The sequence below is a fragment of the uncultured Mailhella sp. genome, from assembly GCF_905187505.1.
Classification (GTDB): Bacteria; Desulfobacterota; Desulfovibrionia; order Desulfovibrionales; family Desulfovibrionaceae; genus Mailhella.
Window position 1 is genome coordinate 1 of sequence record NZ_CAJJIC010000105.1, and the last position, 8,488, is coordinate 8,488.

An 8,488-nucleotide genomic window follows, 5' to 3' on the forward strand; every position below is an offset into this window, starting at 1 on the left:
GATGCATACAAAGAGTTTTTGATATGATGGCGAATATTAAAAATGACTTTTGTATGTATTGTATAATCCCTATCTGATGTAGATACTTACAGATGGCATATGTCAGATGGGTGATAACATTATAACAATAGGAGTTTTCTTTCAGGTTTACTTGGTCGAGGCTGTTTTTGTTTTTCTCTCTAATGCGTGAGGAGAATCTTCATGAGCGTAAAAAAGATTGAAGCGGATGTTATCATTATGGGTGGCGGCAGCGCCGGTACTTTCGCTGCTATCAAAGCCAAGGAGACCAATCCTGACTGCCGCGTGGTAGTCGTTGATAAAGGCCCGATCGAAACCTCTGGTGCTATCGGTCGCGGCATGGATGCCCTCAACATCGTGGCCGTTCCCGGCTACGGCACCCCTGAAGACGTTGTTGAAGCCCTGACCAAGGTAACGGAAGGTATCATCGACCAGGAATGCGCGTATGTGCTGGGTCGTGACTCCCTTGCCATCATCAAGGACCTGGAAAAGTATACGGACCGCAAGCCCGGCGACCTCTTCCCGCTGGACAAGAACGGCAACTACAAGGCCAGCTACCTGCATCCCACCAACAAGGCCCTCTATCTCGCCATGGACGGCGAAGACATCAAGCGTGGTCTTGCTCGCGAAGTTCGCAGACTCGGCTGCATCGTTCTTGACCGTACTCCCGCCTGCCGTCTGCTGACCGACGACAACGGCAAGATCGCCGGCGTGTTCGCCTTCAACATGCGCAGCGGCGACTACTATCAGATTGAAGCTCCCGCCGTCGTTCTTACCGCCGGCTGCGTCGGCAAGTTCGGCATGCCTCGTGACGGCTATCTGAGCGGCATTTATGAATTCCCCGGCAACACCGGTGACGGTTTCGCCATGGCGTACCATGCCGGCGCCGAAATGGTGAACATGGAATGCTTCCAGACCAACCTTCTCATGAAGGACTTCAACGGTCCTGCCTGCGGTTACGTGGTCATTCCCCGCGGCGGTTACGGCGTCAACGCCCTCGGTCAGAAGTACTGGTCTCACGGCTACTGGTCCGGCGACATGTTCCTGGCCGTCTGGCGTGAATTCATGGAAGGCCGTGGTCCCGTGTATCTTAAGCTCGACCATCTGCCTGAAGAAACCCTCAAGGGTCTGGAAAAGGTTCTGTGGGGCACGGAACGTACCGTTCGCGGCCAGTTCCACAAGCAGCGCAACGAAGACTACCATTGCTGGGACTCCGTGGAACAGGGCATGGAAGAAATCACCCTGTGCTCCGGCCACAGCGACTCCGGCATTCTCGTCAATGCCGATACCGAAACCACGGTTCCCGGCCTCTTTGCTGCCGGTGACTGCGCCGCCGTTCCTCAGCAGTATCTTACCGGCGCCTTCGTCTTCGGCGCCATCGCCGGCCGCATGGCTGCCGATTACGCGGCCAAGCACGGTCGTCCCGGCAAGCTGCCCGATCCGGAACAGACCTGGGCTGAAGTCAGCGCGCCTCTGAAGGTCGACGAGAAGGAAGGCCTGCCCGTCGAACTCGTGGAAACCAAGATTCGTACCAAGGTCAGCCAGTACCTGACTCCGCCCAAGAGCGATCCTCTCATGAACAAGATGCTGTGGTGGGTTGAACGCATTCGTCGTGAAGATCTGCCTCACGTCAAGGTGTGCGACTATCACGATCTCATCCGTGCCACCGAAGTGCAGAGCATCACCGACTGCGCCGAAATGGCTGCCAAAGCCTCCCTGTTCCGTACCGAAAGCCGCTGGGGCCTCAGCCACTATCGTCTGGCCTGCCCCGAACGCAAGGCCGAATGGGATCGTCAGTATGTTGTCGTGAAGAAGAACATGAGCACTGGCGAAATGGAATGCGAGAAGCGCGAAGTTCCCGCGTACAAGTGGGACTTCCCGACCCGTCTGGAATACGAATATCCCAAGATGGATCTCAACATCGGCCAGGGCTTTGTCCATCCTGCCAATGACAACACTGACCCGTGGATCGTTGAAAAGTACAATCGCGAAGGCATGGAAATTCCCAAGCGTATCTTCCCCAAGATGCACAAGAAGGCGTAAGGAGGCAAGTCATGGAAAGAACTGATTGCGGCAAATATGAATGGGTTAAGGTAGATCCCGACAAGTGCGTAGGATGCGGCTACTGCGTGGAATACTGCCCTCGCGACGTGCTCAGAATGGACGAAGAGACGCATATGCCGTATATGAAGTATCGCGATGACTGCTGGTACTGCGACGTCTGCCGTTTCGTCTGCCGTACGAATGCTCTCGAACTTGAAACCGTTCCTTATCTGATTCGTTAGACAAGGTTGTGCAAAGGGGCGGCTTCGGCCGCCCCTTGTTTGTTAATCCGCTTCCGGGAAGTGCGGCGAACGTGACTCATGGAGTGTTTATGAAGGATTTTTTTGAACAGCCTATGGGCTTCGGACGCTGGCCTGAACTGACGAGAAGACAGATTTTCAATAATGATCGCAAGTATTTTGATCAGGTTCTATACAAAAATCATAAATTCAGGCATGAATATGCCGAAGCCTACGAGCAGTGGGCGGAAGTAAATGGCGCCGATCGGGCATCGCGTTCAAAGCTGCTGGTGCCGCGGATCAAGTTTGCTATTGAGCTTATGGGGGAAGAGCAGGTCCGCTCCCTGTTTTCGGCGGTTCTCAACATGATTCGCTCCGAGAATGCTGTTCCTGACGGGGTGGACATGTATGATACCCTGCCGGGAGGGCGTTGCGACGTTGATCCTTCCTGCGCCGGAATGATGGAAACGCTGAGGCGCTTCTGGCTGCGCCTTGCCCTTCCCGACGTATGGGAAGAGGATGAGATGTGACGCATCCCCGGTTTGATTTTTTACCGTAAACTGTGAAACTTGCGATTGCGCTTGAAGAAGGAAAGGCGACATGGGATACTTTCTTGACGACGTGGAGAACACGGAAACCCCCGAGGAAACCAAGGCTCGTGAACGTGTGCGTATGGTGAACTGGATGCGGAGTATCCTGAAGGAAAAGGACACTCCGGCCGAGCGCAAGGCTTTTATGGCAAAAGTTCATGCCTCCGCCAGATATCATGGCATTACTCTGGAAGAACTGATGGAAGGTATGGACGAAAAGAAGTAGTTCGTTTCTTTTTTCCGTGTCTTGCTTTTCCTTCGGGAAACATGGTTGCGCGCTGCTCGTGACCGATGTTTTTCGAAGGAATTTTTTTTGTCCGAGGGGAAGCGTCGCCGCCGGAGAACGGCCGGGAAGGGGATATTCCTCCTCTCCGGGATTTGAATATTTCCCTGAAATAGGGTACACTGATTCCTTCTGCTGCTCCGGCATGGAGCTAACAAATACCCCCTCAGGAATTCTCATGACCCAAGAAAATCTTCGGTCCGGCAAGACCGCTTATGACGCGTCCGCAATTACGGTTCTGGAAGGTCTTATGGCGGTCCGCAAGCGGCCGGCCATGTATATAGGCAGCACGGACATCCATGGTCTTCATCATCTTGTCTACGAAGTGGTCGACAACTCCATAGATGAAGCCATGGCCGGCTTCTGCAACAAGGTTGAAGTCATCCTGCACATGGACAACAGCGTTACGGTGCGGGATAACGGTCGCGGCATTCCCGTGGACATACATCCCAAGCTGGGAATTCCGGCCGTTCAGGTAGTCATGACCAAACTGCACGCGGGCGGCAAGTTCGACAACAATGCCTACAAGGTTTCCGGCGGTCTGCACGGCGTGGGCGTCTCCTGCGTGAATGCTCTTTCTTCCCGTCTCGAAGTCATTGTCCGTCGCGACGGCAAGCGCTGGCGTCAGCGTTACGAGCGCGGCGTTCCGGTGACCGATCTGGAATGCCTCGGCAATGCGGAAGGTCACGGCACCACGGTCCGCTTCCTGCCCGACGAGGAAATTTTCGAGACCACCGTCTTTTCATTTGATATTCTGAAGAAGCGCTTTGAAGAGCTGGCCTACCTCAACAAGGGGCTGACCATCATCTGCAATGACGAGCGCACCAACGAAACGCACACCTACCACGCCGAAGGCGGTCTTGAGCAGTTCGTGAAGGATCTGAACAGCAACGAGACCGGACTGCATCCCATCATCAGCGGCGAGGGCATTCAGGACAACGTGACGGTGGACTTCGCCCTGCAGTACAACTCCGGGTTCAGCGAAAAGACGCTCACCTTCGCCAACAACATCCGCACGCATGAAGGCGGAACGCATCTTGCCGGCTTCAAGACGGCGCTCACCCGCGCCATCAACAACTACGTGAAGAGCCAGCCCGATCTTCAGAAGAAGCTCAAGGGCGACAGCCTTTCCGGCGACGACGTGCGCGAAGGCCTTACGGCCATTATCAGCGTGAAGCTTCCCCAGCCTCAGTTTGAAGGGCAGACCAAGACCAAGCTCGGCAACAGCGAAGTGGTGGGCATCGTGAACGGCGTGGTCTACAACGTGCTCGATCAGTATTTTCAGGAGCACCCCAAGGACGTCCGCGTCATCATCGAAAAGGCCACGGAAGCTTCCCGCGCCCGCGAGGCCGCGCGCAGAGCCCGCGAGCTCGTCCGCCGCAAGGGAGCCCTTTCCGACAATTCCCTGCCCGGCAAGCTGGCCGACTGTCAGAGCAAGGATCCTTCGGAATGTGAAGTGTTCATCGTGGAAGGCGATTCGGCAGGCGGTTCCGCCAAGCAGGGCCGCAACCCCATGACGCAGGCCATTCTTCCGCTGCGCGGCAAGATTCTGAACGTGGAACGCGCCCGCTTCGACCGCATGCTCGCCAGCGAGGAAATCAAGAACATGATCACGGCCATGGGCGTGGGCATCGGCGACAACATGGATTACTCCAAGCTGCGCTATCACAAGATCATCATCATGACCGATGCCGACGTCGACGGCGCGCACATCTGCACGCTCATGCTCACCTTCTTTTTCCGCTACTATCCCAAGCTCATTGAGGAAGGGCACATCTACATTGCCCAGCCTCCGCTTTACGGCATCAAGAAGGGCAGCAATACCATCAAGTTCCTGAAGGACGACAACGAGCTCGACGAATTTCTGCTTCAGCGTCTGTCCGAAGGCGTGTCCGTGACCACCTCGGACGGCAAGACCTATCGCGGCGGCGAGCTCATCTCGCTGCTCAAGAGCATCGACGAGCTGGAAAAGTCCGTGAAGGAAGCGGAAAATTCCGCCATTTCCCGCGAGCTTTTTCTTTCCTTCCTTCGCTTCGACGAAGACCTCACTCCCGCCATGGCCGAAACCGGCCTTTCCGAAAAGTTCCGCCTCTGGATGGAGGAACAGGGCTATGCGGCCCGTCTCGAAGTGGAAAGTCAGGAAGACGACGAACGTGCCTTCCTCATCTTTGAAAACAAGAGCGGACACCGCACGCGTCTTGCCGTGGAGTTCTTCCACTCCCGCATGTATCGTCAGGCCCGCCAGGTCTGGACTTCCCTTCAGAATGCCTGCGGCACCTTCCCCGTGACGCTTTCAAGCTCCGAGTCCAGCCGTGAGGTGAAGGACTACTTCGATCTGCGTGAATCCGCCTATGCCGAGGCCCGCAAGGGCTTCAACATCCAGCGCTACAAAGGTCTCGGTGAAATGAATCCCGAACAGCTGGAAATGACCACCATGAACCCTGAAAAGAGAGCGCTTCTGCAGGTTTCCATCGAGGATGCGCAGGCCGCGTCCGATACCATTGAGGAACTCATGGGCGACCGCGCCGACCTGCGTCGCGATTTCATCATTCGCAACGCGCTTTCCATGGAAGACCTCGACATCTGATGAAAGGGACGCTCCTGTCTTCGGAGCGTCGCCTTCCTTTCAGGGAACGTTACGTAAAACATCGCCCAAAGGATCCCTACCGTGGCAGAATTTAAAGTCGACATAGAAAAAGAGCTGCGCCAGTCCTATCTGGCCTATTCGCTCAGCGTCATCATAGGCCGCGCCATTCCCGATGCCCGCGACGGTCTCAAGCCCGTGCATCGCCGCATTCTCTTTGCGCAGTCGCAGATGGCCAATACCTACAACCGGCCTACCAAGAAGAGCGCCCGCGTGGTCGGCGACGTCATAGGCAAGTACCATCCTCACGGCGATTTCGCCGTGTATGGTGCCCTTGTGCGCATGGCTCAGGACTTCAACATGCGCGATCCTCTGGAAGACGGTCAGGGAAACTTCGGTTCCATCGACGGCGACTCCGCCGCCGCCATGCGATACACCGAAGTGCGCATGTCCCGTCTCGCGTCCGAGTTCCTGGACGACATCGAGAAGAAGACCGTGGATTTTCGTCCCAACTACGACGGTTCGGAGCAGGAGCCCGAAGTCCTGCCCACCAAGGTGCCCAACCTTCTGCTCAACGGCTCTTCAGGCATCGCCGTGGGCATGGCCACCAACATTCCTCCCCACAACCTCGGGGAACTGTGCGACGCGCTGCTTCGTCTCATCGACGAGCCCGACTGCACGGTGGACGATCTCATTGATCTCGTGCACGGCCCTGACTTCCCTACCGCCGGTTTCGTCTATGCCGGTCAGGGGCTGCTCGACGCCTACCGCACGGGCCGCGGCGTGGTGAAGGTGCGCGGTCGCGTGGAAGTGGAGGAACGCAAGAAGGGCCAGCAGTCCGTGGTCATCCGCGAGATTCCCTATGCGCTCAACAAGTCCGTGCTTGTCACCAAGATTGCGGCCCTCGTCAACGACCGCAAGCTCGACGGCGTGACCGATCTGCGCGACCTGTCCGACAAGAAGGGCATCCGCATCATTCTCGACCTGCGTCGGGGAACCATTCCCGAACTCGTCATCAACGCCCTGTATAAGTATACGCCGCTGGAAACTTCCTTCGGCATCAACATGCTGGCCGTGGTGGACAACAAGCCTCAGCAGCTCAATCTGCGCACGGCTCTCACCTGCTTCCTTGATCATCGCCGGGAAGTCGTCATAAGGCGCACCCGTTTCGATCTGGAAAAGGCGCAGGCCCGTGCCCACATCGTGGAAGGTCTGCTCAAGGCGCTCGACATCATCGACGAGATCGTCGAGCTCATCCGCGGTTCGGCAACGCCGCAGGAGGCCAAGTCCGGCCTTGTGGATCGTTTCGGCTTTACGGAAATTCAGGCTCAGAGCATTCTGGACATGCGTCTGCAGCGTCTTACCGGTCTGGAACGCGACAAGCTTCTGGATGAATTCCGTGAACTGCAGAAGCTCATCGCCTACCTGACCTCCATTCTCGAGGACCCCGAAGTGCTGCGCGGCGTGCTGCGCGAGGAAACCCAGTACATCAAGACCACCTATGCCACGCCCCGCCGCACGGAAGTGGTCATGGACGAGCTTTCCGGCATCGACATTGAAGACCTCATTCCCGACGAAGATGTGGTCATCACCTTGTCGCGTCGAGGCTACATCAAGCGCACCACGCTGACCAACTATCAGCAGCAGAAGAGGGGCGGCAAGGGAATAGCCGGTCTGCATACCTCCGAAGACGATTTCGTGCAGGAATTTCTCACCACGACCAATCATCAGTATCTGCTGCTTTTCACCAACAAGGGCCGCATGCATCAGCTCAAGGTGCATCAGGTGCCGGAAGGAAGCCGCACCGCCAAGGGAATGCACATCGCCAACCTGCTTCCCCTGGAAAAGGATGAATGGGTCGCCAACGCCCTTACCGTGCGTGAATTTGCCGAAAACAGCTATTTCCTGTTCACCACCAAGCACGGTATGGTCAAGCGCTCCAGCGCGTCTCTCTATGCCCGCTGCCGCAAGAGCGGTCTCATCGCTCTCGGTCTTAAGGAAGGCGATGAGCTCATCGCCGTGCGGGAAGTGACGGATTCCGACCACGTGGTGCTCGCCACGGCCCACGGCATGGCCATACGCTTCGCCATGCCGGACGTGCGTCCCATGGGACGCAGCGCCTCCGGCGTGAAGGGCATAGGACTGCGCCGCGGCGATTCCGTGGTGGCCTGCGTCACCGTGAAGGACGGCGACAATTCCACCATGATCATGACGGTTTCCGCCCTGGGCTACGGCAAGCGCACCAAGATAGACCTCTACCGAATGCAGAGCCGCGGCGGCATAGGCCTCATCAACTTCAAGGTGTCCCCCAAGACCGGCAACGTCATCGGAGCCATGCCCGTTGCCGATACCGATTCCCTCATTCTGCTTACCTCCACCAACAAGATCATCCGCCTCGGCGTGGATGAAGTCCGCTCCGTCGGTCGTGCCACCATGGGCGTGCGCCTCGTCAAGCTCGACGAGGGCGCCAGCGTCGCCGGCTTCGACACCGTTGCCGACAACGGAGACAATACGGAAGAATAGAGCGTGTGTGCGGGGAGGGAAGAGAACTTTCTGAAGAAAGCTTCCCTCCCCGCGCCCCTTCCATTCTTCCAATACTTTTTAATTGTTATGTGTCGGCCCTGCCGCTGAAGAAAGAAAAGCCCCGACTCTCTGTTGTGAGAGTCGGGGCTTTTTTGATGCATGCGTACTGAATGATGCGGAAAAAGGAAAAGAGCGTTACGGAGGCTTC

General features: G+C 56.8%; 6 protein-coding genes. All 6 read left to right on the top strand.

Annotated elements, in window-relative coordinates; all coding sequences use genetic code 11:
• Window positions 1–201 precede the first annotated feature (201 nt).
• The 6 genes from QZZ60_RS09080 (at window position 202) to gyrA (ending at window position 8,280) form a co-directional block, all read left to right on the top strand.
• The gene (locus tag QZZ60_RS09080; RefSeq protein WP_295640697.1) at window positions 202–2,061 is read left to right on the top strand and encodes a fumarate reductase/succinate dehydrogenase flavoprotein subunit; all 1,860 of its coding nucleotides are present in this window, start codon (window positions 202–204) and stop codon (window positions 2,059–2,061) included.
• Between the two features lie 11 nt (window positions 2,062–2,072).
• Complete coding sequence (locus tag QZZ60_RS09085; protein WP_294448098.1) at window positions 2,073–2,303, top strand: ferredoxin family protein; 231 nt, start codon at window positions 2,073–2,075, stop codon at window positions 2,301–2,303.
• Window positions 2,304–2,392: 89 nt separating this feature from the next.
• Window positions 2,393–2,830 carry a hypothetical protein gene (locus tag QZZ60_RS09090; protein ID WP_295640700.1) on the top strand — a complete coding sequence of 146 codons (438 nt, stop codon included), beginning with the start codon at window positions 2,393–2,395 and terminating at the stop codon, window positions 2,828–2,830.
• Window positions 2,831–2,900: 70 nt separating this feature from the next.
• Complete coding sequence (locus QZZ60_RS09095) at window positions 2,901–3,116, top strand: hypothetical protein (protein ID WP_295640702.1); 216 nt, start codon at window positions 2,901–2,903, stop codon at window positions 3,114–3,116.
• 235 nt (window positions 3,117–3,351) lie between these two features.
• Window positions 3,352–5,760 carry a DNA topoisomerase (ATP-hydrolyzing) subunit B gene (gyrB, locus tag QZZ60_RS09100; protein ID WP_295640703.1) on the top strand — a complete coding sequence of 803 codons (2,409 nt, stop codon included), beginning with the start codon at window positions 3,352–3,354 and terminating at the stop codon, window positions 5,758–5,760.
• 81 nt (window positions 5,761–5,841) lie between these two features.
• On the top strand, window positions 5,842–8,280 hold the full coding sequence (gene gyrA, locus QZZ60_RS09105; protein ID WP_295640705.1) for a DNA gyrase subunit A: 2,439 nt from the start codon (window positions 5,842–5,844) through the stop codon (window positions 8,278–8,280).
• Window positions 8,281–8,488: the final 208 nt, after the last annotated feature.